Raw genomic sequence first — 26934 nt, forward strand, 5'->3', positions numbered from 1 at the left:
ACCTGAAGCGTACCGGGACGCACCGACGGTGCCGTAGCCCAGCTCACTTCTCGAACCGGTAGCCCATTCCGGGCTCCGTGACGAAGTGCCGGGGATGCGACGGGTCGGTCTCGAGCTTCCTGCGCAGCTGGGCCATGTACACGCGCAGATAGTTCGTCTCCGTCCCGTACGACGGCCCCCACACCTCCTGCAGCAGCTGTTTCTGGCTGACCAGGCGGCCGGTGTTGCGGACCAGCACCTCCAGCAGGTGCCACTCGGTCGGGGTGAGCCGGACGTCCTTGCCGGCGCGGTTGACCTTCTTGGCGGCGAGGTCGACGGTGAAGCCCTCGGTCTCGACGCTCGTCAGGTCGTCCTCGCCGGGCCCGACCGGCTCGGCCCGGCGTACGGCCGCGCGCAGCCGGGCCAGCAACTCGTCCATGCCGAACGGCTTGGTGACGTAGTCGTCGGCGCCCGCGTCCAGCGCCTCCACCTTCTCGTCGGAGGAGTGCCGGGCGGACAGCACCAGGATGGGCACCCGGGTCCAGCCGCGCAGGCCTCTGATCACCTCGACGCCGTCCATGTCGGGCAGGCCCAGGTCGAGCACGACCGCGTCGGGGTGCCGGGAGGCGGCGAGTTCGAGGGCGGTCCCGCCGTCGGGGGCCGCGTCGACCTCGTACTTGCGCGCCTTGAGGTTGATCACGAGGGCGCGCACGATCTGCGGCTCGTCGTCGACCACGAGCACCCTCGTGGGGGTTGGGGGGGTACCCCCATTCGGGCTCAGCATAGGGTCTGCCTTTCTGGTTCTGCGCTGTCCCGGCCCGCTTCGAGGGGCTCGGGACGCGATCCTGCCGCGCGCAGGCTGAGGACCATGGTGAGTCCGCCGCCCGGCGTGTCCTCGGCGTTGAGGGTGGCTCCCATGGCCTCCGCGAAGCCCCGGGCGACCGCCAGGCCGAGCCCGACTCCGGCGCCGCGCGGGGCGTCACCGTACCGCTGGAACGGCTCGAATATCCGGTCCTTGGCCTCGTCCGGCACGCCCGGGCCGCCGTCCACCACCCGCACCTCGACCCGGTCGGCGATGGCGCTGGCGGAGACCAGCACGGAGCGCCCCTTCGGGCTGTACTTGACCGCGTTCTCCACCAGGTTGGCCACGGACCGCTCCAGCAGCCCGGGGTCGACCTCGACCATCGGCAGGGTCTCGGGCACGTCCAGCTCGACGCTGTCCTCGGGCACGCCGACCAAGGCCATCGGGACCACCTCGTCCACGTCGATCTCGCGGATGATCGGGGTCACCGTGCCGGTCTGCAGGCGGGACATGTCGAGGAGGTTGCCGACGAGGTGGTCGAGCCGGTCGGCGCCCTCCTCGATGCCCTGCAGCAGCTCCGCCTGGTCCTCCTCGGACCAGGCCACGTCGTCGGAGCGCAGCGAGGAGACGGCGGCCTTGATGCCGGCCAGCGGGGTGCGCAGGTCGTGGCTGACGGCGGCCAGCAGGGCGGTGCGGATGCGGTTGCCCTCGGCGAGCGTGCGGGCCTGGTCGGCCTCCTCCTGCAGGCGCCGGCGGTCCAGGGCGACGGCGGCCTGCGCGGCGAAGGCGGCGAGCACCCGGCGGTCCTCGGCGGGCAGCACGCGGCCGGTCAGCGCGAGCGCCATGTGGTCGCCGACGGGCATGTCGACGTCGGCGTCCTCGGGCCGCTGGAGCGGGCGCCCGAACCCGGCGCGCCCGGCGCAGGTCCACGGCTCGACGTCGCTCGCCCGTTCCAGCAGCGCGGCCGACTCCATCGCGAAGGTCTCCCGGACCCGCTCCAGCAGCTCCTCGAGGCTGGTCTCACCGCGCAGCACGTTCCCGGCGAGGAAGGAGAGGATCTCCGACTCGGCACGCAGCCGGGCGGCCTGGTGGGTGCGCCGGGCGGCCAGGTCCACCACCGAGGCGACCGACATGCCGACGCCGAAGAAGATCGCGATGGCGACGATGTTCTTGGGGTCGGCGATGGTCAGCCGGTGCAGGGGCGGGGTGTAGAAGTAGTTCAGCAGCAGTGAGCCGAAGGCCGCCGAGGCCAGGGCGGGCAGCAGGCCGCCGAGCAGCGCGGCGGCGACGGTGACCGCCAGGAACAGCAGCATGTCGTTGGCGAGCCCGAGGTCGACCGTGTTCAGCAGCACGGCGAGGACCGCGGGGCCCATCAGGCCCACTCCCCAGCCCCAGATGATCCGGGCCCGCCCGAGTCGTCCGCCGCGGGCCACGGGCAGTCCGCGTCCCTTGGCGACCTCCTCGTGGGTGACGATGTGCACGTCGAGGTCGGGGCCGGACTCGCGGGCGACCGTGGCGCCGACGCCGGGCCCGAAGACGTACTGCCAGGCCTTGCGGCGTGAGGAGCCCAGCACGATCTGGGTGGCGTTGACACCGCGCGCGAAGTCCAGCAGGGCGACCGGTATGTCGTCGCCGACCACGTGGTGGAAGGTGCCGCCGAGGTCCTCCACGAGGGTGCGCTGGACGGCCAGTTCCTTCGGGGAGGCCGAGGTCAGCCCGTCGCTGCGCGCTATGTACACGGCGAGGACTTCCCCGCCGGCGCCCTTCTCGGCCAGCCGCGCGGCCCGGCGGATCAGCGTGCGTCCCTCGGGGCCGCCGGTCAGGCCGACCACGATCCGCTCGCGCGAGCCCCAGATCTTGGAGACCCGGTGCTCGCTGCGGTACTCGTTGAGGTACTCGTCCACCCGGTCGGCGACCCACAGCAGCGCCAGCTCGCGCAGGGCGGTGAGGTTGCCGGGCCGGAAGTAGTTGGACAGGGCCGCGTCGACCTTGTCGGGCTTGTAGATGTTGCCGTGGGCCATGCGGCGGCGCAGGGCCTGCGGGGACATGTCGACCAGCTCGATCTGGTCGGCCCGCCGGACCACCTCGTCCGGGACGGTCTCCCGCTGCCGTACGCCCGTGATGGACTCGACGACGTCGCCGAGTGACTCCAGGTGCTGGATGTTGACGGTCGAGACCACGTCGACGCCGGCGGCGAGCAGCTCCTCGACGTCCTGCCAGCGCTTGGCGTTGCGCGAGCCGGGGACGTTCGTGTGGGCGAGCTCGTCCACCAGGGCGACGGCGGGCGCCCGGCGCAGCACGGCGTCGACGTCCATCTCACCGAAGGTGGTGTCCCGGTACTCCAGCTGCCTGCGCGGCACCTGCTCCAGGCCGTGGAGCATCACCTCCGTGCGCGGCCGGCCGTAGTGCTCGACGAAGGCCACGACGCAGTCGGTGCCCCGCTCCACGCGGCGGTGCGCCTCGGAGAGCATGGCGTAGGTCTTGCCCACGCCGGGTGCCGCACCGAGGTAGATCCGAAGCTTGCCGCGTGCCATGGCTCCATTGTCTTCCCGTGACTGCCGCCTACGCAGCGTCGACCTTACGGCCAACAATCACGGCGAACGGGACAGAGGGGCGGGCGACGGGCAACTTTGACGCAACCCTGACGAGCCGGCCGGTTCAGTGCTCGACGATCTCGCCGTCGCTCAACTCCAGCACCCGGTCGGCCAGGTCCAGCAGGGTCGCGTCATGGGTGGCGACCAGCGCGGTGGCCCGCTCGCTGCGGACGACGGCCCGCAACAGCTCCATGACGGCGTGCCCGGTCTCGGCGTCGAGCTGGCCGGTCGGTTCGTCGGCGACGATCAGCGCCGGGCGGTTGGCGAGGGCGCGGGCGATGGCGACCCGCTGCTGCTGGCCGCCGGACAGCTCGCCGGGGCGCTGGGCCGCGTGCCCGGCAAGCCCGACGAGGGACAGCAGCAGCTCGACGCGTTCCTCGCGCTCGCGCGGGTCGGCACGGCGCAGCCGCAGCGGTACGCCGACGTTCTCGGCCGCGGTGAGGATCGGGATGAGCCCGAAGGACTGGAAGACGAAACCGATCCGGTCCCGGCGCAGCCGCAGCAGTTCGCTCTCGCCCAGCTCCCCCAGCCGCAGCCCGTCGACCTCCACCCGGCCCCGGTCGGGTGTGTCGAGCCCGCCGACGATGTTCAGCAGGGTGGTCTTGCCGGAGCCCGAGCGGCCCTTGAGGGCGACGAGCTCACCGCGCCGCACCTCCAGGGAGACCCCGCGCAGGGCATGGACGACGGCGGCACCGCGCCCGTACGACTTGTGGACGTCCTCGACCCGAACCATGGTCTCGGTGATCACACCGCTCACGGCGCCTCCCCCATCGGCTGTGCGCCAGTATGGCGCCCCGAAAGGAGCACGGGGAACCGCGCGAGCAGCCACAGCCGACTCGCGCCCGGCCCTGACGCGCACCCCGGCGGCGCGCACCCGCAAAAACGGGCCGCACCCCTCGAAGGCGCGGCCCGTGTACCCCTGCTGAACCAGGGCGGAGCTACTAGCGGACCTCGGTGATCTCCGGGCCCCGCTGCAGCTGCCCCATCCCGCCGGAGAAGCGCGAGCCCTCCTCCTGCTGGACGCCCTCGGGGACCATCTGGGCGTCGTTGGGCAGCTTGAGGACGATCGGGTCGCGGGGCGCCATCGGGCCCTCGCCGCGGACCACGACCGTGTCGCGGAAGATCTGCTCCAGCAGACCCGCGGCCTGCGGCTGCACGGCGCCCTGGCCGGAGATAACACCGCGCAGGAACCAGCGCGGGCCGTCCACGCCGACGAACCGCACGACCTGGAAGCCGCCGGTGCCGTCGGGCAGCTGCACCGGCACCTGGGCGCGCAGTTCCCAGCCCAGCGGTCCCTCGACCTCGTCGACGATGCCACCCTGCTGGGTGATGCCGGAGGCGATCTCCTCGCGAACCTCGCCCCAGATGCCCTCGCGCTTGGGTGCGGCGAAGGCCTGGAGCTGGACGGCGCTGTCGCGCAGCACGACGGTCGCCGCGACGATGGCGTCACCGGCGACCTCCACGCGCAGCTCCATGCCGTCGACGCCGGGGACGAACAGTCCGCCGAGGTCGACGCGGCCCTCGGCCGGGTCGCGCACTTCGGTGCTGTCCCACGGCCCGTCGGGCCGGGGCTCGGGCTCCAGCCGGACGCGCTCGCGCCCGGCCTCCACTTCCTCGTCCGCCTCGGTGTCGACGCTGTCGACGACCTGCTCGGCCTCGCCGGCCGCGTCCTCGGCGGCACCCTTCTTCTTGCGACGTCCGAACACGTCACTGTCCTTCCCGGTCGGATACGACCGAAGCGTATCGATTCCCACCCGTCGGACCGCCCTCGGCGGCCTGACCGCTTGTGCCGCTCTCGCCGCCCACCGCGGCGTGACCACCGGTGGACCCGAAGCCCCCTTCGGCCCGCGCCGAGTCGGGAAGCTCCGCCACCTCATGGAAGCGGACCTTCTCGACCTGCTGGACGACCAGTTGGGCAATCCGGTCGAAGCGCTCGAACCGCACGGACTCGCGCGGGTCGAGATTCACCACGATCACCTTGATCTCCCCACGGTACCCGGCGTCAACCGTCCCTGGGGCATTGACGAGGGCGACACCGCAGCGGGCGGCCAGGCCGGAGCGTGGATGCACGAAGGCCGCGTACCCCTCGGGCAGGGCGATCGACACCCCCGTGGGCAGTACGGCCCGTTCCCCGGGCTTCAACTCGCACGCCTCGGTGGTGCGCAGATCGGCTCCGGCGTCGCCCGGGTGCTCGTACGCCGGAAGCGGTACGTCGGGGTCGACGCGCCGGATGAGCACGTCGAGGGGGCCACGGCTCACGGGTTCACCTCGAAGGCGCGGGCGCGCCTGATCTGGTCCGGGTCGCTCATGGCGGCCTGGATCTCCTCCTCGCGGCCGTGGTCGATGAAGTGGTCGACCTTGACCTCGATGAAGAGGGCGTCGGCACGGATGGCGACGCGTCCGTCGGGGCCGCCGATGCGTCCGGTGGCGGTGGAGTAGATCTTCCGTCCGGCGACGGCGGTGACCTCGGCCTCCAGGTACAGCGTGGTGCCCACCGGAACGGGCCGCACGAAGTCGGTCTCCAGCCGGCCGGTGACGGCGATGGTCCGCAGCAGCCAGTTCAGCGAGCCGAGGGTCTCGTCGAGGGCCGTGGCCAGCACTCCGCCGTGCGCGAGGCCCGGGGCGCCCTGGTGGGCGGGCTGGACGGTGAACTCGGCGGTCAGCGAGACGCCCTCGCCGGCGCGGGCCTCCAGGTGCAGCCCGTGCGACTGCCCGGGGCCGCAGCCGAAACAGTGTTCGTAGTGGGCGCCGAGGGACTCCCCGGGCGCGGGCGCGTCGGGATGCCGTACCGGTTTCACCGCGTCGGCGGGGGGCTGAAGGCTTGCGGAACTACCACTCACAGGCGCAGACCTTACCCGCGCGTCGGGGAGTTTCGGATCCCGTGCCAAGCTTGGCTCCATGCAGCCCTCCGCCACCCCCTACGAAGAACGCCTCACCGCCCCCCGCTCGTGGTGGCTGATCAGCTTCCTCGTGGGCGTCTCGTTCGCCCTGATCCTGCTTCCGTTCGGCACCCTGCCGCTGCTCGGCGGCCTGGTCGGCGGTACGGCCGCGGCGGCGGTGGTCGCCAGTGCGTACGGCTCCCCGCGCATCCGTGTCGTGGGTGACTCGCTGATCGCGGGCGAGGCGAAGATCCCGGTGTCGGCGCTGGGCGACTCGGAGGTGCTGGATCCGGAGGAGGCCCGGGCCTGGCGGACCTACAAGGCCGATACGCGCGCGTTCCTGCTGCTGCGGGCCTACATCCCCACGGCGCTGCGGGTGCAGGTCACCGACCCGCAGGACCCGACGCCGTACCTGTATCTGTCCACGCGGGAGCCGGAGCGGCTGGCGGCGGCCATCGAGGCGGCGCGGACGGCGAAGGCCTAGAGCTCCCGGGAACGTCTAGAGCTCTTCGGGGAGGTCGCGCAGCCGCAGGGGCTCCGCCGGCTTCTCCAGCGGCGGCAGCTCCTCCAGCTCCTCCCAGGGAACCTGGATCTTGCGCAGGTCGGCCCGGATGCGGGCGGCGAGCCTCCTGGTGTCACGGCGGTTCATGACCGCCCCGACCGCGGCGCCCACCATGAACGGCATGAGGTTGGGCAGGTCCCGGACCATCCGCTTCATGATCTGCTGGCGCAGCTCGCGCTTCATGCGGCCGCCGAGGGCCGTGTCGTACGTGGACGGCTTCATCACGTCGATGCCGCGCTCCCCCGACCAGGAGGACAGATACGCGGTACTGCGGGTCCGGAGGTTGCCGGGCGGTCGTACGCCGTAGACCTCGTGCAGCTCGGCGATCAGCTTCAGCTCGATCGCCGCGACCCCGGTGATCTCCGTGGCCAGCTCGGTGGGCATGGCCGGCGGCATGGGCAGCATGGCCGCCGCTCCGATCCCGGCCCCGACCGTCGAGGTGCCGGCCACCGCGCCCGCCACCAGCTTGTCCGCGAGCTCCTCGGGTCCAAGACCGGGGAACTGTCTGCGCAGGGCAGCGAGGTCGCGTACGGGGACACGCGGGGCGATCTCGATGATCCGGTCCGCGAGGTAGGCCAGACCCGCGCGGGCGCGGCTGCCGCCCCTGCGGGCCCCTTCCCGGGCCAGGTCCCGGGCTCTGTCACGCATCACCGCGGCCCGTCGCCTGGCGACGGGCGCGGGCTGCCGCACCGGCGCCGGGTGGTCCGCCCGGTGTGTCGCCGGTTCGAGCGGGGCCACCACGTCCGGTGAGCCCCGCTCGTCGTCACGCGCGCCCTGCGGGCCGTCCAGCGGCCCTTCGTCCGCCTTCCCGAGGGAGAAGCGGCGCTTCCTTGGAGGGGTCGAGCCAGACACGGCCGACCCGTCCTCAGTCGCAGTCGCGGCAGATCGGCTGACCGTTCTTCTCCCGGGCCAGCTGGCTGCGGTGGTGCACCAGGAAGCAGCTCATGCAGGTGAACTCGTCCTGCTGCTTGGGCAGCACCCGGACGGCCAGCTCCTCGTTCGAAAGGTCGGCGCCGGGCAGCTCGAGGCCCTCTGCGGCCTCGAACTCGTCGACGTCCACCGACGAGGTGGACTTGTCGTTCCTCCGGGCCTTCAGTTCTTCGAGGCTGTCCGAGTCGACGTCGTCGTCGGTCTTGCGTGGAGTGTCGTAATCGGTTGCCATATCGCTCTCCCCCTCTGGGTGTCTGCGGTGTCTCCAGCGCACGTAACGCGTGAGAGGCCGGACTTGTGCCCGACCTGAGGCGGAGATTTTGCCTCACATCAAGGTCTGTTACTCAATCGACACCCAACCCGACCCCTCAAGAGTGATCGGCTTGGACGGCGGTGAGGACCGTACACGGTTCGAATGCCGCACCTCAAAGGCGCCTCACCGTGTACTTCCCGTGATCAAGAGCCCTGAAAACCAGGACTTTCCCGGCTTTCCGTCATCTGTCATGATCACGGAACGTACATGGCTGGAAATCCGCCCATGTGATTGATCACACAGTGAGAAGCTCATTCGGCCGCAGAAAAATTCCGCGCACAGCGAACAGCCCTCGCGAGTGTCGGTTGCGGATCACACGGGCAGGGTGACCCGCATCACCAGACCACCGCCCTCGCGGGGCTGCGCCCCGATGTGGCCGCCGTGTGCGCGGGCCACGGACCGGACGATGGACAGGCCGAGGCCGACGCCCTTGTCGCTGCCCGTGCGCTCCGTACGGAGGCGTCTGAAGGGCTCGAAGAGGTTGTCGATCTCGTACGCCGGCACCACCGGCCCGGTGTTCGTGACGGTCAGCACCGCCTGCCCGTGCTGGACCTCGGTGTCCACCTGCACCCAGCCGGATTCGGCCACGTTGTAGCGCACGGCGTTCTGCACGAGGTTCAGCGCGATGCGCTCCAGCAGCACACCGTTGCCCTGCACCACGGCCGGTTTGCGCTCGCCGCGGATCTTCACGCCCTTGGCCTCGGCCTCGGCGTGCACCTGGTCGATGGCCTGGGTGGCGACCTCGGCCAGGTCGACGGGCCCACGCTCGACGATCTGGTTGTCGCTACGGGCCAGCAGCAGCAGGCCCTCGACCAGCTGCTCGCTGCGCTCGTTGGTGGCCAGCAGCGTCTTGCCCAGCTGCTGCAGCTCCACCGGCGCGTCCGGATCCGACAGATGCACCTCGAGGAGCGTTCTGTTGATCGCGAGGGGGGTGCGCAGCTCGTGGGAGGCGTTGCCGACGAACCGCTGCTGGGCGGTGAAGGCCCGTTCCAGCCGCTCCAGCATGTCGTCGAAGGTGTCGGCCAGCTCCTTCAGCTCGTCGTCCGGGCCGTCCAGCTCGATCCGGCGGGACAGGTCGGAACCGGCCACCGCGCGGGCGGTGCGGGTGATCCTGCCGAGCGGGGACAGCACGCGGCCGGCCATCGCGTAGCCGAACGCGAAGGCGATCACGGCGAGGCCCAGCAGGGCCAGCAGCGAGCGGCTGAGCAGGTTGTCCAGAGCGGCCTGGCGCTGCTGGTCCACGCAGTGGGCGATCGCGTCGTTGAAGTCCGACAGCGGCAGGCTGGTGGTGTTGATCGCCGGGCACTGGTTGCTGGAGACCTTGAGATTGTCGAAGCTGACGATCTTGAACAGCGGCTGGTTGCCCGTGCTGATCGCCTGGGCGGCCAGCAGATAGATGATCGACAGCAGCAGGATGCCGGCGATCAGGAACATGCCGCCGTACAGCAGGGTGAGCCGTATGCGGATGGTCGGGCGCAGCCACGGGAAGGGCGGCTGCGGCCTTCTGGGGTCCCAGGTGGGCTTCGGTGGCGCCTGGGGCGGCGCGGGAGTCGCGGCCATGGGGATCAGATCCGGTAGCCGGAGCCGGGCACGGTGACGATGACGGGCGGCTCGCCGAGCTTGCGGCGCAGCGTCATCACCGTCACGCGGACCACGTTGGTGAACGGGTCGGTGTTCTCGTCCCAGGCCTTCTCCAGCAGCTGCTCGGCGGAGACGACCGCGCCCTCGCTGCGCATGAGCACCTCCAGCACCGCGAACTCCTTGGGCGCGAGCTGGATCTCCTTGCCGTCGCGGAAGACCTCGCGACGGTTGGGATCCAGCTTGATGCCGGCGCGCTCCAGGACCGGCGGCAGGGGAACGCTCGTACGGCGGCCGAGGGCGCGCACGCGTGCGATCAGCTCGCTGAACGCGAAGGGCTTGGGCAGGTAGTCGTCGGCGCCGATCTCCAGGCCCTCGACCCGGTCGCTGACGTCGCCGGACGCCGTGAGCATGAGCACGCGCGTGGGCATGCCCAGCTCGACGATCTTGCGGCAGACGTCGTCTCCGTGCACCAGCGGGAGGTCGCGGTCGAGGACGACCACGTCGTAGTCGTTGACGCCGATGCGCTCCAGGGCGGCCGCACCGTCGTACACGACGTCGACGGCCATGGCCTCCCGGCGCAGTCCGGTGGCCACCGCATCGGCGAGCAGCTGCTCGTCCTCGACGACGAGTACGCGCACGTCGCAAGTCCTTCCTGTGTCCACCCGCGTAGCGCCCCGTGGGCGCGTGCGAGCAGGGGTCTTCGTGGGGTGTGACCTCCATCCTGCCCTTTTCGGCCGTAAGTCGGCTGTAAGACGGGTTGTGGGCCGCACGGATCGGCGCCCGGGCGCGGGAATACGAGATTTTCTCCTCCGGTTGAGGTTTCCGGGTGAGGGAGCGGGGGGAGGACGGCTTTACACCCCGCGATCACGCTCTGCATGTGCCGCAGCACCATGCGGTACTCCGCGATCCGCTTGTGCAGAGTGGGCGCGGGTGTCCGGCACCGTCGCCGCCCAGCAGGGCAGCGCTGGGCACCCGTGAGAGACGTGATCGCCCCTTTCCCAACCGGCACACCCCCGTGCCACCGACCCACGACCCAGGACGAGGGGGCGCAGCATGGACGCTTTCACCGCAGGACTTCTGCAGCGCATAAGGGCGACCGAGTCCGACCTGTCGCGGGCTCGTGACGAGGGTGACGACTTCCTCGTCGAAGTGGAGCAGGCAGAGCTCGACGACCTGCGACGCCTCGCCGCCGAACACGGTGTGGAGGTCGGCGCGTCACGCGTCTGATCGGCCCGAAAGCGCAAAGAAGGGACCCCGGCGAATCCAGCGCCGGGGTCCCTTTGCGTCGTGCGTTCCACCGGCCGGGGCCGGCCGGTCCTCAGTCGTGCCACGCTCCGAAGTCCTCCAGCAGCCGCTGGAGGGGCTCGAAGACGCCGGGCGACCCGGCGACGGTCAGATCCCGCGACGGCCGCTCCGCGGGCCGTCCGCCGACCAGCGCACCCGCCTCCCGGGCGATGAAGTCACCCGCGGCGAAGTCCCACGCGTTGAGCCCGCGCTCGTAGTACCCGTCGAGCCGGCCGCAGGCCACGTCGCACAGGTCGACCGCCGCCGAGCCGCCGCGCCGGATGTCCCGCAGCAGCGGGATCAGCCGGCCGGCCACCTCGGCCTGGTGGGCGCGGACCTCGGCGACGTAGTTGAAGCCGGTGGAGACCAGCGCCTGGTCCAGCGGGGGCGCGGGACGGCAGGCGAGCGCCCGCTCGCCCTCCCACGCGCCCGTGGCCCAGGCGCCGCCTCCCCGTACCGCGTGGTAGGTCTCGCCGCGCATCGGCGCCGCCACGACCCCGGCGACCGTCTCGCCGTCCTGCTCCGCCGCGATGGACACCGCCCAGGTCGGGAGCCCGTACAGGTAGTTCACCGTGCCGTCGAGCGGGTCGATCACCCAGCGGATGCCGCTGGTGCCGGGGGCGGAGGCGCCCTCCTCGCCGAGGAAGCCGTCGTCGGGCCGCCGGCCGGAGATCAGATCGGTGATCAGCTTCTCCGCCGCGATGTCCATCTCGGTGACGACGTCGATCGGGCTGGACTTGGTCCTCGCCACGGCCAGGTCGGCCGGGCGGCCGTCCCGCAGCAGCTCTCCGGCCCGGCGGGCGGCCTCCTGGGCCAGCTCCAGCAGTTCCCGGTGCAGTGCGTCGGTCACGGGTCTCCTCACGCGTAGGGGCTGTCGGCGCCCGCGGCGGCCGGGCGGGGCGCACGGGCGGGGCAGCAGCCGACGGGGCAGACGTCATGACTCGGGCCGAGGGCGCCCAGGGCGCAGGGGGTGACCGGCCGGCCGCGCTCCGCGGCGGAGCGCTCCATGATCAGCTCGCGGACGGCGGCGGCGAACCGCGGGTCGGCGCCGACGGTGGCCGAGCGGCACACGGGCAGGCCCAGCTCCTCGGCCTTGGCCTTGGCCTCGGTGTCGAGGTCGTAGAGGACCTCCATGTGGTCGGAGACGAAGCCGATGGGCGCCATGACGACGGCCGGCACGCCGGCCGCGTGCTGCTCCTGCAGGTGGTCGCAGATGTCCGGCTCCAGCCACGGGATGTGCGGGGCGCCGGAGCGGGACTGGTAGACCAGCCGCCAGGGGTGGTCGACGCCGGTGCGCTCGCGGACGGCGTCGGCGATCAGCTGGGCCACGTCCAGGTGCTGCTCGACGTAGGCCCCGCCCTCGCCGTGGGTCTCGACGGGGCCGGAGGTGTCGGCGGCGGAGGCCGGGATGGAGTGCGTGGTGAAGGCGATGTGGGCGCCCTCGCGGACGTCCTCGGGGAGGTCGGCCAGCGAGCGCAGCACGCCGTCGGTCATGGGCTCCACGAAGCCGGGGTGGTTGAAGTAGTGCCGCAGCTTGTCGATGCGCGGCAGCTCCAGGCCCTCGGCCTGGAGCGCGGCCAGCGCGTCGGCGAGGTTCTCGCGGTACTGGCGGCAGCCCGAGTAGGAGGCGTACGCGCTGGTGGCGAGCACCAGGATGCGGCGGCGGCCGTCGGCGACCATCTCGCGCAGGGTGTCCGTGAGGTACGGCGCCCAGTTGCGGTTGCCCCAGTAGACGGGCAGGTCCAGGCCGTGCTCAGCGAAGTCCTTGCGCAGGGCGTCCAGCAGGGCGCGGTTCTGGTCGTTGATGGGGCTGACCCCGCCGAACAGGAAGTAGTGCTGCCCGACTTCCTTCAGGCGTTCCTTCGGGATGCCGCGCCCGCGCGTGACGTTCTCCAGGAACGGGACCACGTCGTCCGGGCCTTCGGGGCCGCCGAAGGAGAGCAGGAGGAGGGCGTCGTACGGGGTGGCATCGAGGGCGTCTGGCATGTCTCGATCCTGCCACCCGGTGCTGACGGCCGGGAAACAGCGGGGTGACGAGTCGGGTTCCAGTCGGTTTATGCCGGTTTTTTCAACGGTCGTTCCCGTGCCACGAGGATGGCCCGACTCGTAATCTGTATCAGCCGCATTCGCGCCTTACCGAGCCGCTTCGGAGACCACGTGCCCAGCCCCTACAGAGCCCTGTTCACCGAACCCGGCACCAAGGCGTTCTCCGCCGCGGGCCTCCTCGGCAGGATGCCGCTGTCGATGATGGGCATCGGCGTGGTCACGATGGTCTCCCAGCTGACCGGGCGGTACGGACTCGCGGGCGCGCTGTCGGCCACCATCGCGCTGTCCGCCGCGGCGATCGGGCCGCAGATCTCCCGGCTGGTCGACCAGCACGGTCAGCGCCGGGTACTGCGCCCGGCGACCCTGGTGGCCCTCACCGCGGCCGCCGGGCTGCTGCTCGCCGCGCACCTGGAGTGGCCGGACTGGGTGCTGTTCGTGTGCGCGGCCGGGATCGGCTCGGTGCCGAGCCTGGGCGCGATGATCAGGGCCCGCTGGGCGGCGCTGTACCGGGGCACCGACCAGCTGCACACCGCTTATTCGTTCGAGTCGGTCGTGGACGAGACCTGCTTCGTCTTCGGCCCGATCATCTCCATCGGGCTGTCCACGGCCTGGTTCCCGGAGGCCGGGCCGCTGCTCGCCGCGTGCTTCCTGGCCGCCGGCGTCCTCTGGCTCACGGCCCAGCGCGCCACCGAGCCCGAGCCGCACCCGCGTGAACGCCACGGCGGTGGTACGGCGCTGCGTGCGCCGGGGCTGCAGGTGCTGGTGGCCACCTTCGCGGCGACCGGCGCGATCTTCGGGTCGGTGGACGTGGTCACCGTCGCCTTCGCCGACGAGCGCGGCCACAAGGGCGCGGCGAGCGTGGTCCTGGCGCTGTACGCGGCCGGTTCCGGCGTGGCCGGCGCGGTCTTCGGCCTGCTGCGGCTCGCCGGGGCACCGCAACGCCGCTGGTTGCTGGGCGTGACGGCGATGGCCGTGAGTATGATCCCCCTCCTACTGGTCGGAAACCTGCCGCTTCTGGCCGTGGCGCTGTTCGTTGCGGGGCTGTCCATCGCACCGACGATGATCACGACGATGTCCCTCATCGAAGAGCACGTACCTCGCGCGCAGCTCACCGAGGGCATGACCTGGGTGAGCACCGGCCTCGCGGTCGGGGTCGCGCTCGGCTCGTCCGTGGCCGGCTGGGTCATCGACGCAGCCGGGGCGCGGGCCGGGTACGGGGTTCCGGCCGTGTCCGGGGCCGTCGCGGTCGCGGCCGGTTTCCTGGGGTACCGCCGGCTGCGCAGGCCGGCCGCGGGTCGGGGAGGCACCGTTGAGCAGCACAGCGAGCGGGAAGAACGGCACCTGGCGTAACTGGGGCGGGAACGTCTCCGCCCGGCCCGCCCGGCAGGTCGCGCCGGCGTCGGTGGAGGAACTGGCCGCGGCGGTGCGCCGGGCCGCCGAGGACGGCCTGAAGGTGAAGGCGGTCGGGACCGGCCACTCCTTCACCTCGATCGCGGCCACCGACGGCCTGCTGATCCGCCCTCAACTCCTGACCGGCATCCGCAACATCGACCGGAGCGCCATGACGGTCACGGTCGAGGCCGGCACCCCGCTCAAGAGGCTCAATGCGGCGCTGGCGCGCGAGGGCCTGTCGCTCACCAACATGGGCGACATCATGGAGCAGACGGTCTCCGGGGCCACCAGCACCGGCACGCACGGCACGGGCCGCGAGTCGGCCTCGATCGCCGCCCAGATCACCGGGCTCGAACTCGTCACGGCCGACGGTTCGGTGCTCACCTGCTCCGAGAAGGAGAACCCGGACGTCTTCGCGGCCGCCCGAATAGGTCTGGGCGCCCTCGGCGTCGTCACCGCGATCACCTTCGCCGTGGAGCCGGTCTTCCTGCTCACCGCGCGCGAGGAGCCGATGCCCCTCGAGCGGGTCCTCGCCGAGTTCGATCAACTGTGGGCGGAGAACGAGCACTTCGAGTTCTACTGGTTCCCGCACACCGGCAACACCAACACCAAGCGGAACAACCGCAGCGCCGGTCCCGAGCAGCCCGTGGGACAGCTGGCCGGCTGGTTCGAGGACGAGTTCCTCTCCAACGGCGTCTTCCAGGTGGCCCAGTTGGTCGGGCGCGCCGCCCCCGCGACCGTTCCCGCCATCGCCCGGATCTCCAGCAAGGCACTGTCCGCGCGCTCGTACACGGACATCCCTTACAAGGTCTTCACCTCGCCGCGCCGGGTGCGCTTCGTGGAGATGGAGTACGCCGTCCCGCGCGGGGCCCTGGTGGAGACAGTGCGGGAGCTGAAGTCCATGGTCGACCGCTCGGGCCTGCGGATCGGCTTCCCCGTCGAGGTGCGCACCGCACCGGCCGACGACATCACCCTTTCCACCGCCTCCGGACGGGACAGCGCCTACATCGCGGTCCACATGTTCCGCGGCACGCCGTACCAGGCCTACTTCACCGCCGCCGAGCGGATCTTCACCGCGCACGAGGGCCGTCCGCACTGGGGCAAGGTGCACACCCGGGACGCCGAGTACCTCGCGCGTGTGTACCCGCGCTTCGGCGAGTTCACCGCACTGAGGGACCGCCTTGATCCGGAACGGCTGTTCCAGAACGGCTACTTGCGTCGGGTCCTCGGGGCGTAGGCGTGGCGGCGGGCCCGGCGCGCGTGGGGCCGTTGAAGAAGTGCCGGAACAGTGCCGCAGGTGGACGCGGACACGGCGCGGAAACCATTAGTTCCGTTTCTGTCGATTGCGTGAAGTACACCACGTTCATGATCGGCGAAACCGGTTGCCCGGGGCCAAGTCGCCGCCCTTGCCAGAAGTTGGGCGGCGCGCCCATCCACGCACATGGTCCAAATGGAGTACTGTTGCGAGCCCTGGGTCCGGTCTCCCACCAGGGTGTCCGCGGCCTCGCAGGACCGCCGGGAGGGGGCTGGTTGCACAGGGTGACGGTTTTGGTCACTTAGCGTTGCGAACAGGTAACCGTGCCATAACGGCGACCCAGGGCCCATGCCCGACACGCCGGGCAACTCGGCAAGGTTGTGGCAGGCTGCACCCGGGCAGGCCACACTCGACTAGCGGAAGCAGCGACGCACGTGACGTCGGCAGGCACCACCCGGGAGGTCCCCATGCCCGAACTGCGTGTCGTGGCCGTCTCGAATGACGGCACACGGCTGGTGCTGAAGGCTGCCGACGCAACGGAGTACACCCTTCCGATCGACGAACGGCTCCGCGCCGCCGTGCGCGGCGACCGGCCACGCCTCGGCCAGATCGAGATCGAGGTCGAGAGCCATCTGCGCCCGCGTGACATCCAGGCGCGTATACGCGCCGGTGCCACCGCGGAGGAGGTCGCCCAGCTCGCCGGGATCCCCGTCGACCGGGTGCGGCGCTTCGAGGGCCCGGTGCTGGCCGAGCGCGCCTTCATGGCCGAACGCGCCCGCAAGACCCCGGTCCGCCGCCCCGGCGAGAACTCCGGACCGCTGCTCGGCGAGGCCGTGCAGGAGCGGCTGCTGCTGCGCGGCGCCGAGAAGGACACCGTGCAGTGGGACTCCTGGCGCCGCGACGACGGCACCTGGGAGGTCCTCCTCGTCTACCGGGTCGCGGGTGAACCGCACTCGGCGAGCTGGACGTACGATCCGCCCCGGCGGCTCGTACAGGCCGTGGACGACGAGGCGCGCTCGCTGATCGGCGAGTCCGACGACCTCGCCGTGCCCGAGCCGAGCTTCCCGTTCGTCCCGCGCATCGCCCGTCTGCCGCGCGAGCGTTCGATGGACCGGGCGCTCGACCGGGGCGAGCGGGAGCGGCCGAGCCTGCCAGCGCAGCCGTCCGAGCCCGCCGAGGAGAGCACGGGCGAACGCGACTCGCTGACCAGCCTGCTGGAGGCGGTGCCGAGCTTCCGGGGCGACCTGGTGGTTCCGGAGCGCCCGGCGGAGACGCCGGAGGAGCCCGCCGACGAACCGGCCGCCGAGGAACCGCCGGCCCCCGCCGCCTCGGCCGGTTCGGCCTACGCGGACGTCCTCATGCCCCGCTCCGTGGGCAGCCACCGCGACCGGCTCATCGGCGCCACCGACCGCCAGGCCGAGGCCGACGGCGTCCGCCCGGGCCGCCGCGCCGCCGTGCCGAGCTGGGACGAGATCGTGTTCGGCACGCGCCGCAAGAAGCAGGAGTAACGGCCCGCACGGAAACGGAGAAGTGGGGGGCACGCGTGCGTGCCCCCCACTTCCGGCTGCACGCGTGCGTGCCCCCGCCTTTCGGCCGCCGCTACTGCGGATCCGCGCCCACCGCCACCGGCCGGGACGGGTCCGAGGACCACTCGGACCAGGAACCGACGTACAGGGCCGCCGGAATGCCGGCCACCGCGAGCGCGAGGGCCTCGTGCGCGGCGGAGACGCCCGAACCGCAGTAGACGCCCACCTCGGTGTCATCGGAGACGCCCAGGGCCTTGAAGCGGTCCCTCAGCTCGGCCGCGGGCAGGAAGCGGCCGTCGGGGCCCACGTTCTCCGTCGTCGGCGCCGACACCGCGCCCGGGATGTGTCCGCCGACCCGGTCGATCGGCTCCACCTCACCCCGGTACCGCTCCCCCGCGCGCGCGTCCAGCAGCACGCCCGTGCCGGCCAGGGCCGCGGCCCCGTCGGCGTCCAGCAGCCCCGCGGCGGCCGGCCGCGGCCGGAAGTCGCCCTCGGCCACCTCCGGTACGTCCGCGGACAGTTCGCCCTCCCAGGACGGCAATCCGCCGTCGAGGACCCGCACGTCCGGGTGACCCGTCCAGCGCAGCAGCCACCACGCGCGGGCCGCCGCCCAGCCCTGACCGCCGTCGTACACGACGACGGGACGGTCGGCCGACACTCCGGCGCGGCGCATCGCCGCACCGAACTCCGCGAGGTCCGGCAGCGGATGCCTGCCCCGTTCCCCGGGGGCGCCGGCCAGCTCCCGGTCCAGGTCGACGAAGACCGCGCCGGGGATGTGACCGGCCGCGTACTCGGCTCGCCCGTCGAAGGCCGGCGCGCCCGCCGCCTTCGCCACGCTCAGCTGCCAGCGCACGTCCAGCAGCACCGGCGGGCGGTCCCCGGTCAGCTCGTGTGCGAGATCGGATGCGGTGATGATGGCTGTCATGGCGTCCATGCATACGCCAGGGGTGGCCGCGGCGTCCAGGTCCGGCTACTCTGCTCGGCCGGACACGCTCGATCACCAGGCGTATGGGATCGAGCACGTGCTGTACAACCGGCGGACACCCGCCGGGCATCGTCAGGAAGTGGCGAAAGACGGCAGATCGGGCATCCTCCCGGAGGTGTCGCCGAGCGGCGGCGCGCCCAGGCCCGCTGCGGCGTGGAGGATGCGGGCACCGGCACGGGCGTACCCGCCGCCGGCGTGGACACCCCTTCGGGGAGCGGAAGCGACACGGCCACCGCGAGGGGCCGGGGAGAGAGTGATCGATGACCGAGGCACGGGAGCCGGCCGGCCCGCACGCGCGGCGTGCGCCCGGCACGCCCTGCTGGGTGAGCCTGATGGCGCACGGGCTGGCCGCCACCGAGGAGTTCTACGGTGAGCTGTTCGGCTGGGAGTTCCGGCCGGGCCCGCAGCAGCTCGGCCCGTATGTGCGGGCGTTGCTGGACGGGCGCGAGGTGGCGGGCATGGGCCAGCTGCCGCCGGACCGCCGGCTGCCGATCGCCTGGACGCCGTACCTCGCCTCGGCCGATGTGGACCAGACGGCCGACACGGTGCGCGAGTGCGGCGGCACGGTGGCCGTCGGCCCGCTGGACGCCGCCGAGGCCGGGCGCCTGGCCATCGCCGCGGACCCTTCCGGCGCGGTGTTCGGCATCTGGCAGGGCTCCGCGCACCTCGGCACCGCGATCACCGGGGTCCCCGGCACGCCCGCCTGGAACGAGCTGGTGACCTTCGAGACGGAAAGCGTCGCCAAGTTCTACGCGACCGTGTTCGGTTACGAGCAGGAGCCGGTGGTGTCCGCCGACTTCGACTACGTGACCCTGCACCTCGCCGGCCGTCCCGTGGCCGGGCTGCACGGTGTGGGCCACGCCCTGCCCCGTGACCGCGGACCGCACTGGCAGACGTACTTCGAGGTCGCCGACGCCGACGCGACGGTACGGCAGGTCGGGGACCTCGGCGGCCGTGTCGTCAGACCGCCGCACAACAGCCCGCACGGCCGGGTGGCCACGGTGGCGGACCCGGAGGGCGCGGAGTTCTCGGTGATCCAGAACCCGCACTGAGCCCCCGGGTTCCTTGGGGTTCGGCCGGTCCTTCCGGGGGTGGGTTCAGCCGGAGGAGACCGGAAGGACGTCCGGGGAGAGGGCCGCCGCGCGGGCCGTCGCCGCGGTCATCCGGCGGCGGTGGTGGCGGCGGCACAGCACCTCGTAGCCGACCTCGCCCGCCGCCTGGTTGACGTCGCCGACGACCACCTGGGCGCCCTCGACCACCATCTCGCCGCCTATCGTGCGGGCGTTGTGCGTGGCGCGGGCGCCGCACCAGCACAGCGCCTCCACCTGGAGCACCTCGATGCGGTCGGCCAGCTCCACCAGCCGCTGCGAGCCGGGGAAGAGCTTGGAGCGGAAGTCGGTGGTGATCCCGAAGGCGTACACGTCCAGGCCGAGATCGTCCACCACGCGCGCGAGCTGGTCTATCTGCCCGGGCGCGAGGAACTGCGCCTCGTCCGCGATCACGTAGTCGGCCCGGCGGCCCTGCGAGAGGTGCTCCACGAGATAGGCGTACAGGTCCTGGTCGTCGGCGACCTCCACCGCGTCGGTGACCAGGCCGAGCCGGGAGGACAGCTTGCCCTCGCCCGCGCGGTCGTTCCGGGTGAAGATCATGCCGACGAGGCCGCGCGCGGAGCGGTTGTGCTCGATCTGCAGAGCCAGCGTCGACTTCCCGCAGTCCATCGTTCCGGAGAAGAACACCAGCTCGGGCATGAGGAGTTGGACACCTTTCGGCGAGTAGTCGGGGGGCAGCGTCAGGAGCGTACTTCGAGCAGCGGGACCAGCTGCTCGGCGGGCGTCATCGAACCGTGGTTGCCGACCAGCGCCGACTCCTTCGGCTCCCGCTCGGAGGCGATGATCAGGACGTCGTCGTGCGCGGCGGCGATCACGTCCCCGAGCCGTTCGTACACCCGCTCGTCGATGCGCGGCCCGAACCAGCCCGCTGCGATCGCCTCGTCCCGCGAGGCCACCCAGAACTGCTCGCCGAGCACCTCGCGCCAGACGGTCAGTACGTCGTTCCGGGCGCCCGGCACCGCGTACACGTGCCGCGCCCGGCCCTCGCCGCCCAGCAGGGCGACGCCGGCGCGCAGCTCCCAGTCGGTGTCGAAGTCGATGCGGTGCTCGTCGTCGAACGGGACGTCGACCATGCCGTGGTCGGCGGTGACGTAGAGCGCGGTGCGCGGCGGCAGTTGCTCGGCGAGGCGCTGGGCGAGCCGGTCCACGTACATCAGCTGGCCGCGCCAGGTGTCGGAGGCGACGCCGTAGCGGTGTCCGGCGCCGTCCAGCTCGGAGTAGTACGTGTAGACGAGCGAGCGGTCCCCGGCGGCCAGTTGTTCGGCGGCGAGGTCCATGCGCTCCTCGCCGCTCAGCCGGCCGTGGAAGCTGCCGCCGCTGAGCGCGATCCTGGTGAGCGGGGTGTGCTCGAAGATCGGCGAGGTCACCTGGGCGGCGTGCACCCCGGCTTCCTGCGCCAGCTGGAAGACGGTGGGGTACGGCTGCCAGGCGTGCGGATCGGTGTACGGCTGCCAGCGCAGCTGGTTCATCAGCTCGCCGGTGGCCGGGTTGCGCACGGTGTAGCCGGGCAGGCCGTGCGCGCCGGGCGGCAGGCCGGTGCCGACGGAGGCGAGGGAGACCGCGGTGGTCGCCGGGTAACCGGCGGTGAGCGGGCGGCCGGTGCCGCCGCGCGAGGTGCCGAGCAGCGAGGTCAGGAAGGGGGCCTCGGCGGCGTGCGCCCGCAGCTGCTCCCAGCCGAGCCCGTCTATGAGGAGGACGCAGACCCGGTCGGCCGCGGTCAGTTCCCCGATCGTGGCGGTCAGCCCGGGCACGCCCATTCCGGCGGCCAGCGTGGGCAGCAGGTCGGCGAGGGAGCCGGTGCCGTACTCGGGCAGGGGGGCGGTGTCCAGGGCGAGGGGTTCCGGGTGGTCCCAGGCGGAGAGCTGGGACATCAGCGGGTGAGGTCCGCGGTCGCCTCCGAGATGGACTGTGCGAAGGCGAGCGCCTGGCGCACCGTCTCCGGGCCGTCCCCGGCCTCGCTCACCCGCAGGCTGAGGTCGTCCGCCGTGGAGCTGCCCGTGTAGCCGTGGTCGGCGTCGCAGTTGGGGTCGCCGCAGGCCGCGGGCTCCAGGTCGATGCGGCTGACCGCGCCCCAGCCGATGGTCAGCACGACCTCGCGGGGCAGGGTGCCCGGCTTGTACTGCTCGGGATTCGCGACCACCCGGCTGACCACGACCGACGAGATCCGGCCGAGCTTCACGGACTCCGTGGAGGTGGTGGCGTACGGCGTCGGGGAGGTGCTGTCGGCGGCCTGCTCGTCGGTGTGGCTGACGATGAAACGGTTGTCGGTGAGAACGAGCACGGTCACATGCCGCCGCACCTCGTTCTGGTCGAAGGTGGTCTCCTGGTGGACCAGGTACGACCGGATGGGCTCGCCGCCCACAGCGGCCTCCACCGCCTCGGCCACGAGGGCCGGGTAGTAGCCGCTGCGCTCGATCGCCGCGCGCAGCCCCTGGGTCGTCGTACTGGTCTTGGCCATGGCGTCCATCCTAATCCGTGGGCAAGGGGGGTCCGGGCCAGTCGGGAGGACCGGGGGCGGCCCGGGCACGCGCCCGTGCGGGCCCGCGGACCGGCGCCGTGAGGATGTCCGGCCTTCACCCGGCTGCCCTCCGGCAGCCGCCGGCGGTCTCGATGTGGTGGCCCCTCCCCGGGTCAGTAGGCCGGCATCCTGCGCGGGCCGAGGTCGTCCCGGGCGGGCGGGGGCGCGAGCCGTACCGTGGCGCCGAGGACGCTCACGCCGTGCGGCGCGACGACGACCGGTTCCAGGGTGACGGCGACCACCTCCGGGTGGTCGTCGACCAGCCGGGACACCCGCAGCAGCAGTTCCTCCAGCGCGGGGGTGTCGACGGGCGTGGACCCGCGCCAGCCGAACAGCAGCGGTGCGGTGCGGATGGACCGTACCAGCGAGGTCGCCTCCCGGTCGGTGACCGGGACGAGCCGGTGCGCCATGTCCCCGAGCAGCTGCGAGGCGGCCCCGGCGAGCCCGAAGGACAGCACGGCCCCGGCCGCCGGGTCGATCACGGCCCGTACGACGGTGTCGACCCCGCGCGGTGCCATGCCCTGCACCACCGGCCGCAGCTCCTCCGGCTGCCCGAACAGCTCGGTCAACTCGGCGTACGCCCGGCGCAGTTGCTCCTCGTCCGCGAGATCCAGACGTACGCCGCCGAGGTCGGCACGGTGCCTGAGGTGCGGGGCGGTGGCCTTGAGGGCCACCGGGTAGCCGAGGGCGCGGGCGGCTTCGGCCGCGGCGTCGGGGGTGGGGGCGGGTACGGCGCGCCGCACCGGGATGCCGTACCTGCCGAGCAGTTCGCAGGTCCCGGCGTCGGGGATGGTGAGCCCTTCCCCGCGCGCGAGCAGCCCGTCGATCAGCCGTGCGGCCCCCTTCTCGTCGATGTCGTCGTACTCGGGCACCTTCCCGGGGTCCATGGCCTCCCGCCGCCACTGCCCGTACCGGACGGCTTCGGCGAGCGCCCGTACGGCGCGTTCGGCCGCCGGGTAGGCGGGGATGAGGTGCTTGCCCTCCGGAGGAACGTCCGCCGGCGCGGTGGGCAGCGGTTCCGCCGGGCGGAACCCGGTGCCCGGCGCCCTCTCGACGGCGGCAGGTGCCGTGCTCGCCGCGGCCGACAGCGCCTCGGCGAGCCCGCCGAGCTCCACATGCACCACCAGCACGGGCTTCCCCGGCACCGCGGCCGCGGCCGACCGCAACGCCTCCGCCAGCTCCGGATCCCCCGGCGACGCCTCCCCGATGGCGGGGATCGCCGTCACGACGACGGCGTCGTTCGTGTCGTCGGCCAAGGCCCGCGCCAGCGCCGCGTGGAAGTCCGCCGCGGTCGCCCCGGTCGTCAGGTCCAGCGGACGCGACGGCCGCAGCCCCTCCGCCAGACACCGGTCGTACGTGAGCACCCCCAGCGATTCCGAATTCCCGAGGATCGCCACGCGTGGCCCCACCGGCAACGGCTGGCGCGCGAGCAGCAACCCCGCGTCGACCAGCTCGGTGATCGTGTCGACCCGGATCACGCCGGCCTGTCGCAGCAGCGCGGAGACGGTCGCGTGCGGCAGCCGGGTGGCGCGCACCGCGTGTCCCTGCGGTGCGGAGCCGACTCCCTGCACCACGACCAGTGGTTTCGCCGCCGCGGTCCGCCGCGCGAGGCGCGTGAACTTGCGCGGGTTGCCGATGGACTCCAGGTACATGAGGACGACGTCGGTCCCCGGGTCGTCGTACCAGTACTGCAGGACGTCGTTGCCGGAGACGTCCGCGCGGTTGCCGGCGGACACGAAGGTGGACACGCCGCTGACCCCGGTGACCCCTCCACCGCGCCGGTGCAGCCGGGACAGCAGGGCGATGCCGATGGCGCCGGACTGGGCGAACATCCCGATGCGTCCGGTGCGGGGCATCTCCGGGGCGAGGGAGGCGTTCAGCCGGACGCCGGGCGCGGTGTTGATGATCCCGAAGGCGTTCGGGCCGATGATCCGCATGCCGTACGCGCGTGCCTGCCGGACGAGTGCCCGCTGCCGCTCGCGCCCCTCGGGCCCGCTCTCGGCGTACCCGGCGGAGAGCACCACGAGCCCCTGCACCCCGTGCTCCCCGCACTCGGCGACCACGGCGGGCACGTACTCGGCCGGTACGGCGACCACGGCGAGGTCGACGGGGCCCTCGATGTCCCGCACGCACCGGTGGGCCGGCACCCCGTCGACCTCGGCGAGGTCCTCGGGAAAGGCCTTGTTCACGGCGTGCAGCCGGCCGCCGTAGCCCGCGTCGCGGATGTTGCCGAGGACGCTGCGGCCCACCCCGCCGGGCGCACGGCCCACGCCGACGACCGCCACGGAGCCGGGCACGAGCAGCCGCCGTACCGACCGGGCCTCGGCGCGCTGCTCCCGTGCGCGCTGCACGGCGAGGGAGCGGTCGGTCGGCTCGAGATCGAACTCCAGGCGCACGACGCCGTCCTCGAAGCTGCGCTTCTGGGTGTAGCCGGCGTCCGTGAACACCTTGATCATCTTGTTGTTGGCGGGCAGCACCTCGGCGGCGAAACGGCGGATCCCGCGCTCGCGGGCGACGGCCGCGATGTGCTCCAGCAGGGCGGAGGCGACCCCGCGGCCCTGATGGGCGTCCTGCACCAGGAAGGCGACCTCGGCCTCGTCGGCGGGCGAGGACGCGGGCATCCCGTCGGCACCGATGCGGTCATAGCGTACGGTGGCGATGAACTCGCCGCCGATGGTGGCCGCGAGTCCCACCCGGTCCACAAAGTCGTGGTGCGTGAAGCGGTGGACGTCCTTGGCGGAGAGTCTGGGGTACGGCGCGAAGAAGCGGTAGTACTTCGACTCGTCCGAGACCTGCTCGTAGAAGCTGACCAGGCGGTCGGCGTCATCAATGGTGATGGGCCGGATGCGCGCGGTACCCCCGTCGCGCAGCACCACGTCCGCCTCCCAGTGGGCGGGGTACTCGTGCCGGTCCTGCCGGTCCGCCGGGGTCTGCATGGGCCCCAGAGTACGGCTCGCGTACGACAACGTCGCGGGGCAGTCTGTGGGGGACGACACGTCGGATCGAGGCCGCGGTCCGACGCCGCTCGGGGACAGGACGAAGGTCCGATCCGGGCATGCTTCACGATATGGGAAACTGGTCTAGACAACCCTGAAGACTGAAGGGCAGCAACACATGGCTGAGCGCCGCGTCAACGTCGGCTGGGCCGAGGGCCTCCACGCCCGCCCCGCTTCCATCTTCGTCCGAGCCGCCACGGCCGCAGGCGTCCCGGTGACGATCGCCAAGGCTGACGGCAACCCCGTCAACGCGGCCTCCATGCTGGCCGTCCTGGGCCTGGGCGCCCAGGGTGGCGAGGAGATCGTCCTGGCCTCCGACGCCGAGGGCGCGGACGCCGCCCTGGACCGGCTGGCCAAGCTGGTCGCCGAGGGCCTCGAGGAACTGCCCGAGACGGTCTGAACTCCAGCGCACTGACACACCGGAGCCGCGTCGCCCTTTTTCGGGCGGCGCGGCTTCGACTTTCCGGCCCATTGCGCGCACACCGGAATAAGAGGCAGCGGAAATACGGCGCCGCCGAATAACACTTCTTTGTATACGGCGCCCGTGTTAATGCCGGACGCTCGACATGTTTACGGCGTGTTGCGAAGTCCTCACACCTTCGACGGGCCCGGAAAAACGCAGCCGGTGCGCGGCGGTCGCACGCTCGGTGTGCAGCGCCGTGACCGCCCGCGCGCGCTCGCCGTCGCCGCGCGCCACCGCGTCCACGATGGCGCCGTGCTCCGCCCAGGACTCCACCGGGCTGTGCGGCGCGTCCACCGCGTACATCCAGGCGATCTTGTGGCGCAACTGGGTCAGCATCGCGGTCAGCGAGGGGCTGCCGGAGGCCTGGGCGAGCGTCTCGTGGAACCAGCCGCCCAGGGAGCGCAGATCATCGTTGTGCCCCCTCCTGGCCCGCTCCTGGCCCAGCCTGACCAGGCCACGCAGCACCTTCAGATGGGCCTCGGTGCGCCGCTGGGCTGCCCGTGCGGCCCCGAGCGGCTCCAGCAGCAGGCGCATCTCCAGCAGGTCGGCGGCCTCCTGCTCGGTCGGCTCGGCCACGCACGCGCCCGCGTGCCGGCGGGTCACCACGAAGCCCTCGGCCTCCAGGGTGCGCAGGGCCTCGCGGACGGGGACGCGCGAGACGCCGTAGCGGCGGGCGAGGACTTCCTCGGTGAGGCGGCCGCCGCGCTCGTGGACACCCGCGACGATGTCGTCCCGGATCGCCGTGCATACCGAGTGCGCCGGAATGCGCATGACCGACCTCCGCCTTAATCCCCGTGAAACGCCGACGATGGACGCCTGTTCCGTGACTCTATTCCAATGGGCCGGAATTTCCGACGGCGGGCCGGAATCCATGGATATTTTTTGGTCAGCGGCTCGGGGGAACCCGTCGGAAAACGGCGAAAGCCCCGGCTCGGTGAGCCGGGGCCTAGGATGCCGTGCGGGTGTCGGTCAGACGTTCACACCGTGCTTGCGGAGGTAGGCGACGGGGTCCACGTCCGAGCCGTAGTCGGGGGTCGTACGCGCCTCGAAGTGGAGGTGCGGGCCGGTGGTGTTGCCGGTCGAGCCGGACAGGCCGATCTGCTGCCCCGGGGTGACGTGCTGGCCGGCCGTGACACCGATGGACGACAGGTGGCCGTACTGGGTGTACATGCCGTCGGCCATCCTGATCACGATCTGGTTGCCGTACGCGCCGCCCCAGCCGGTGGAGACGACGGTGCCGGAGCCGACCGCGTGCACGGGCGTGCCGCTGGCCGCGTGGAAGTCGATGCCGGTGTGCGAGCCGGAGGACCACAGGGAGCTGCTGGCCTTGTAGCCCGTGGAGACGTACGAGTCCGCTATGGGGGCGACGAAGGCGTTCAGGCGCCTGCGCTCGGCCTCGCGGGCCGCACGGGCCCTGGCCTCGCGGATCTCCTGGGCCCTCTTGGCCGCGGCCTCCTCGGCCGCCTTCTGCTCGGCGACCTGCTTCTGGGCGGCGGCCTGGGCGTCGATCTGCTCGGCGATGTCGTCGCCGACGCTGACCACCGGGGTGAGACCGGTCTGCTCGGCGGTGTTCTCGGCGGCCAGTGCCGGGGAGGCCGCGAGGGTGCCGATGACGCCGGTGGTGGTGAGGGCCGCTATACCGGCCGCCTGAGCGGTGGTGCGCTTGACCCGGCCGGGCTTGCGGTGCTTCCCGGTGGCGCACATGAACGCCATGAAGTGG

General features: G+C 72.2%; 26 protein-coding genes. 7 read left to right on the top strand and 19 right to left on the bottom strand.

The features are described 5' to 3' along the window. Positions 1-43: 43 nt before the first annotated feature. From AB0D93_RS28085 to AB0D93_RS28110, 6 genes are all read right to left on the bottom strand, one after another. On the bottom strand, positions 44-763 hold the full coding sequence (locus AB0D93_RS28085) for a response regulator (RefSeq protein ID WP_362124745.1): 720 nt from the start codon (positions 761-763) through the stop codon (positions 44-46). Beyond that, positions 757-3315 (bottom strand): sensor histidine kinase KdpD, encoded by a 2559-nt coding sequence (locus tag AB0D93_RS28090; RefSeq protein ID WP_362124748.1) that lies wholly within the window; start codon positions 3313-3315, stop codon positions 757-759. The genes AB0D93_RS28085 and AB0D93_RS28090 overlap by 7 nt, the downstream gene beginning before the upstream one ends. A 124-nt stretch (positions 3316-3439) precedes the next feature. After that, entirely contained in the window at positions 3440-4132 is a 693-nt protein-coding gene (locus tag AB0D93_RS28095; protein WP_362124751.1) for an ABC transporter ATP-binding protein, read from the bottom strand. A 184-nt stretch (positions 4133-4316) separates the two neighbouring features. Beyond that, entirely contained in the window at positions 4317-5081 is a 765-nt protein-coding gene (locus tag AB0D93_RS28100) for a DUF3710 domain-containing protein (protein WP_362124754.1), read from the bottom strand. A 1-nt stretch (position 5082) separates the two neighbouring features. Beyond that, positions 5083-5634 (bottom strand): dUTP diphosphatase, encoded by a 552-nt coding sequence (dut, locus tag AB0D93_RS28105; RefSeq protein WP_362124757.1) that lies wholly within the window; start codon positions 5632-5634, stop codon positions 5083-5085. After that, positions 5631-6215, bottom strand: coding sequence for a PaaI family thioesterase (locus tag AB0D93_RS28110; RefSeq protein WP_362124760.1), 585 nt, complete (start codon positions 6213-6215; stop codon positions 5631-5633). The genes dut and AB0D93_RS28110 overlap by 4 nt, the downstream gene beginning before the upstream one ends. A 58-nt stretch (positions 6216-6273) precedes the next feature. Here AB0D93_RS28110 and AB0D93_RS28115 point away from each other — a divergent pair, with 58 nt between their 5' ends. Beyond that, the gene (locus AB0D93_RS28115) at positions 6274-6738 is read left to right on the top strand and encodes a DUF3093 domain-containing protein (RefSeq protein WP_362124763.1); all 465 of its coding nucleotides are present in this window, start codon (positions 6274-6276) and stop codon (positions 6736-6738) included. A 15-nt stretch (positions 6739-6753) separates the two neighbouring features. Here AB0D93_RS28115 and AB0D93_RS28120 read toward each other — a convergent pair whose 3' ends face one another. From AB0D93_RS28120 to AB0D93_RS28135, 4 genes are all read right to left on the bottom strand, one after another. Beyond that, a complete protein-coding gene (locus AB0D93_RS28120) occupies positions 6754-7668 on the bottom strand; it encodes a hypothetical protein (protein ID WP_362124767.1) in 915 nt (304 codons plus the stop codon). Positions 7669-7681: 13 nt separating this feature from the next. Further along, on the bottom strand, positions 7682-7978 hold the full coding sequence (locus AB0D93_RS28125) for a DUF4193 domain-containing protein (protein ID WP_003997302.1): 297 nt from the start codon (positions 7976-7978) through the stop codon (positions 7682-7684). Positions 7979-8371: 393 nt separating this feature from the next. Beyond that, positions 8372-9619, bottom strand: coding sequence for a HAMP domain-containing sensor histidine kinase (locus tag AB0D93_RS28130; RefSeq protein ID WP_362124770.1), 1248 nt, complete (start codon positions 9617-9619; stop codon positions 8372-8374). Between the two features lie 5 nt (positions 9620-9624). Continuing rightward, on the bottom strand, positions 9625-10278 hold the full coding sequence (locus tag AB0D93_RS28135; RefSeq protein ID WP_031165802.1) for a response regulator transcription factor: 654 nt from the start codon (positions 10276-10278) through the stop codon (positions 9625-9627). A 415-nt stretch (positions 10279-10693) separates the two neighbouring features. Between AB0D93_RS28135 and AB0D93_RS28140 the strand changes: the two genes are divergently transcribed. Next, the gene (locus tag AB0D93_RS28140; RefSeq protein ID WP_023546087.1) at positions 10694-10867 is read left to right on the top strand and encodes a hypothetical protein; all 174 of its coding nucleotides are present in this window, start codon (positions 10694-10696) and stop codon (positions 10865-10867) included. Positions 10868-10958: 91 nt separating this feature from the next. Here AB0D93_RS28140 and AB0D93_RS28145 read toward each other — a convergent pair whose 3' ends face one another. Both AB0D93_RS28145 and AB0D93_RS28150 read right to left on the bottom strand, forming a co-directional pair. Continuing rightward, positions 10959-11774, bottom strand: a complete 816-nt coding sequence (locus AB0D93_RS28145) for an inositol monophosphatase family protein (RefSeq protein WP_362124773.1) — start codon at positions 11772-11774, stop codon at positions 10959-10961. Positions 11775-11782: 8 nt separating this feature from the next. Continuing rightward, positions 11783-12910, bottom strand: a complete 1128-nt coding sequence (locus AB0D93_RS28150; RefSeq protein WP_362124776.1) for a ferrochelatase — start codon at positions 12908-12910, stop codon at positions 11783-11785. A 171-nt stretch (positions 12911-13081) separates the two neighbouring features. Here AB0D93_RS28150 and AB0D93_RS28155 point away from each other — a divergent pair, with 171 nt between their 5' ends. The 3 genes from AB0D93_RS28155 (at position 13082) to sepH (ending at position 17125) form a co-directional block, all read left to right on the top strand. Further along, positions 13082-14320: an MFS transporter gene (locus tag AB0D93_RS28155; protein WP_362124779.1), complete on the top strand. Its 1239-nt coding sequence runs from the start codon at positions 13082-13084 to the stop codon at positions 14318-14320. Further along, positions 14280-15599 carry a D-arabinono-1,4-lactone oxidase gene (locus AB0D93_RS28160; protein WP_362124782.1) on the top strand — a complete coding sequence of 440 codons (1320 nt, stop codon included), beginning with the start codon at positions 14280-14282 and terminating at the stop codon, positions 15597-15599. Before AB0D93_RS28155 ends, AB0D93_RS28160 begins: the two co-directional genes overlap by 41 nt. Before the next feature lie 485 nt (positions 15600-16084). Next, on the top strand, positions 16085-17125 hold the full coding sequence (gene sepH, locus AB0D93_RS28165; RefSeq protein WP_351208949.1) for a septation protein SepH: 1041 nt from the start codon (positions 16085-16087) through the stop codon (positions 17123-17125). 91 nt (positions 17126-17216) lie between these two features. Here sepH and AB0D93_RS28170 read toward each other — a convergent pair whose 3' ends face one another. Further along, entirely contained in the window at positions 17217-18068 is an 852-nt protein-coding gene (locus AB0D93_RS28170; RefSeq protein ID WP_362124785.1) for a sulfurtransferase, read from the bottom strand. Positions 18069-18388: 320 nt separating this feature from the next. Between AB0D93_RS28170 and AB0D93_RS28175 the strand changes: the two genes are divergently transcribed. Next, entirely contained in the window at positions 18389-19180 is a 792-nt protein-coding gene (locus AB0D93_RS28175) for a VOC family protein (RefSeq protein ID WP_362124788.1), read from the top strand. 45 nt (positions 19181-19225) lie between these two features. Here AB0D93_RS28175 and AB0D93_RS28180 read toward each other — a convergent pair whose 3' ends face one another. The 4 genes from AB0D93_RS28180 to AB0D93_RS28195 all read right to left on the bottom strand — a co-directional run bounded on the left by AB0D93_RS28180 (position 19226) and on the right by AB0D93_RS28195 (position 24691). Then, on the bottom strand, positions 19226-19876 hold the full coding sequence (locus AB0D93_RS28180) for a thymidine kinase (RefSeq protein WP_362124792.1): 651 nt from the start codon (positions 19874-19876) through the stop codon (positions 19226-19228). Positions 19877-19917: 41 nt separating this feature from the next. Beyond that, entirely contained in the window at positions 19918-21108 is a 1191-nt protein-coding gene (locus AB0D93_RS28185; RefSeq protein ID WP_362124795.1) for a nucleotide pyrophosphatase/phosphodiesterase family protein, read from the bottom strand. Then, positions 21108-21704, bottom strand: coding sequence for a DUF5998 family protein (locus tag AB0D93_RS28190; protein ID WP_362124797.1), 597 nt, complete (start codon positions 21702-21704; stop codon positions 21108-21110). The genes AB0D93_RS28185 and AB0D93_RS28190 overlap by 1 nt, the downstream gene beginning before the upstream one ends. Before the next feature lie 164 nt (positions 21705-21868). Beyond that, positions 21869-24691: a GNAT family N-acetyltransferase gene (locus tag AB0D93_RS28195; protein ID WP_362124800.1), complete on the bottom strand. Its 2823-nt coding sequence runs from the start codon at positions 24689-24691 to the stop codon at positions 21869-21871. Between the two features lie 178 nt (positions 24692-24869). On the opposite strand from AB0D93_RS28195, the gene AB0D93_RS28200 reads away from it, so the two are divergent. After that, entirely contained in the window at positions 24870-25151 is a 282-nt protein-coding gene (locus AB0D93_RS28200; protein ID WP_030021209.1) for an HPr family phosphocarrier protein, read from the top strand. Between the two features lie 147 nt (positions 25152-25298). Here AB0D93_RS28200 and AB0D93_RS28205 read toward each other — a convergent pair whose 3' ends face one another. After that, positions 25299-25985 (bottom strand): GntR family transcriptional regulator, encoded by a 687-nt coding sequence (locus tag AB0D93_RS28205; RefSeq protein WP_362124804.1) that lies wholly within the window; start codon positions 25983-25985, stop codon positions 25299-25301. Positions 25986-26183: 198 nt separating this feature from the next. Beyond that, the gene (locus tag AB0D93_RS28210; RefSeq protein WP_362124807.1) at positions 26184-26927 is read right to left on the bottom strand and encodes a M23 family metallopeptidase; all 744 of its coding nucleotides are present in this window, start codon (positions 26925-26927) and stop codon (positions 26184-26186) included. Positions 26928-26934: the final 7 nt, after the last annotated feature.

The organism is Streptomyces sp. NPDC048191 (assembly GCF_040652655.1).
Taxonomy (GTDB): Bacteria; Actinomycetota; Actinomycetes; order Streptomycetales; family Streptomycetaceae; genus Streptomyces.

Excerpts from the sequence above, each read along its gene's own strand:
- AB0D93_RS28085 (WP_362124745.1), bottom strand. The coding sequence starts at position 763 with ATGCTGAGCCCGAATGGGGGTACCCCCCCAACCCCCACGAGGGTGCTC.
- AB0D93_RS28090 (WP_362124748.1), bottom strand. The coding sequence starts at position 3,315 with ATGGCACGCGGCAAGCTTCGGATCTACCTCGGTGCGGCACCCGGCGTG.
- AB0D93_RS28115 (WP_362124763.1), top strand. The coding sequence starts at position 6,274 with ATGCAGCCCTCCGCCACCCCCTACGAAGAACGCCTCACCGCCCCCCGC.
- AB0D93_RS28125 (WP_003997302.1), bottom strand. The coding sequence starts at position 7,978 with ATGGCAACCGATTACGACACTCCACGCAAGACCGACGACGACGTCGAC.
- AB0D93_RS28130 (WP_362124770.1), bottom strand. The coding sequence starts at position 9,619 with ATGGCCGCGACTCCCGCGCCGCCCCAGGCGCCACCGAAGCCCACCTGG.
- AB0D93_RS28140 (WP_023546087.1), top strand. The coding sequence starts at position 10,694 with ATGGACGCTTTCACCGCAGGACTTCTGCAGCGCATAAGGGCGACCGAG.
- AB0D93_RS28150 (WP_362124776.1), bottom strand. The coding sequence starts at position 12,910 with ATGCCAGACGCCCTCGATGCCACCCCGTACGACGCCCTCCTCCTGCTC.
- sepH (WP_351208949.1), top strand. The coding sequence starts at position 16,085 with ATGCCCGAACTGCGTGTCGTGGCCGTCTCGAATGACGGCACACGGCTG.
- AB0D93_RS28170 (WP_362124785.1), bottom strand. The coding sequence starts at position 18,068 with ATGACAGCCATCATCACCGCATCCGATCTCGCACACGAGCTGACCGGG.
- AB0D93_RS28175 (WP_362124788.1), top strand. The coding sequence starts at position 18,389 with ATGACCGAGGCACGGGAGCCGGCCGGCCCGCACGCGCGGCGTGCGCCC.
- AB0D93_RS28180 (WP_362124792.1), bottom strand. The coding sequence starts at position 19,876 with ATGCCCGAGCTGGTGTTCTTCTCCGGAACGATGGACTGCGGGAAGTCG.
- AB0D93_RS28185 (WP_362124795.1), bottom strand. The coding sequence starts at position 21,108 with ATGTCCCAGCTCTCCGCCTGGGACCACCCGGAACCCCTCGCCCTGGAC.
- AB0D93_RS28190 (WP_362124797.1), bottom strand. The coding sequence starts at position 21,704 with ATGGACGCCATGGCCAAGACCAGTACGACGACCCAGGGGCTGCGCGCG.
- AB0D93_RS28195 (WP_362124800.1), bottom strand. The coding sequence starts at position 24,691 with ATGCAGACCCCGGCGGACCGGCAGGACCGGCACGAGTACCCCGCCCAC.
- AB0D93_RS28200 (WP_030021209.1), top strand. The coding sequence starts at position 24,870 with ATGGCTGAGCGCCGCGTCAACGTCGGCTGGGCCGAGGGCCTCCACGCC.
- AB0D93_RS28205 (WP_362124804.1), bottom strand. The coding sequence starts at position 25,985 with ATGCGCATTCCGGCGCACTCGGTATGCACGGCGATCCGGGACGACATC.
- AB0D93_RS28210 (WP_362124807.1), bottom strand. The coding sequence starts at position 26,927 with ATGGCGTTCATGTGCGCCACCGGGAAGCACCGCAAGCCCGGCCGGGTC.